Origin of the sequence: Pseudomonas meliae (assembly GCF_001400515.1) — a bacterium.
Taxonomy (GTDB): Bacteria; Pseudomonadota; Gammaproteobacteria; order Pseudomonadales; family Pseudomonadaceae; genus Aquipseudomonas; species Aquipseudomonas amygdali.
The window spans coordinates 1-622 of record NZ_LJQT01000150.1 but is presented as its reverse complement, the minus strand read 5'-3'; the positions used below and the strand labels follow the sequence as shown (position 1 = coordinate 622).

General features: G+C 46.9%; 2 protein-coding genes. One reads left to right on the top strand and one right to left on the bottom strand.

Annotation, left to right across the window (positions count from 1 at the left end; genetic code table 11):
* Positions 1 to 92 precede the first annotated feature (92 nt).
* Positions 93 to 242: a helix-turn-helix domain-containing protein gene (locus ALO64_RS26195; RefSeq protein WP_235804978.1), complete on the bottom strand. Its 150-nt coding sequence runs from the start codon at positions 240 to 242 to the stop codon at positions 93 to 95.
* Positions 243 to 329: 87 nt separating this feature from the next.
* Here ALO64_RS26195 and ALO64_RS06695 point away from each other — a divergent pair, with 87 nt between their 5' ends.
* Positions 330 to 560: a transcriptional regulator gene (locus ALO64_RS06695; protein ID WP_054991677.1), complete on the top strand. Its 231-nt coding sequence runs from the start codon at positions 330 to 332 to the stop codon at positions 558 to 560.
* Positions 561 to 622 lie beyond the last annotated feature (62 nt).

Here is a 622-nt window from a genome sequence, read left to right as displayed (position 1 = left end):
TTTTGCATCAAATCCTGAAGTTTCAGGGAGCATGCCTCCCTGACCGTTTACCAGCCATTCAGCGTTAACGCCGCATGCTTTCGCGATACTGACTACGAAACTGCTGCCAGCATTTTTTCCTGTCTCGAGGANNCGAGCTGCGAAATCACAGGTTGCTTTATCCCCGCTTTTAGGGCGAGTTCGCCCTGGGATAGGCCTGCGTGCGCGCGTGCGATTTTGAGTCTGTCGGCTAGGTTAGTCATCTTATCAGCTTATAAGTTCGCTTATGGCGTTGCAAAAAATAAATCTTATATTTATTGTATAAATATTCTTATTAGGACTACCTCCCTATGACCCCCATCCGGAGGCTTGTGAATTTTTTTGGTGGCCAAGCAAAAACTGCAATTGCTCTCGGCGTAACTCAAGCTGCGGTTTCATATTGGGTTTCAGGAACCCATCACATGAGCGCCGCCAAGGCTTTCCTTGCCGAAGAGTTAACTGGCGGGATGATCACGGCACGTGATCTATGCCTAAACCAGCCCAACGGCACTGAGAAATCAGCCAGTTACGGCGACAAATAGTGCCATTTGCTGAGGTTTTTTTATGAGTGACGCCACAAATATAAGAAATATTATTGATCATC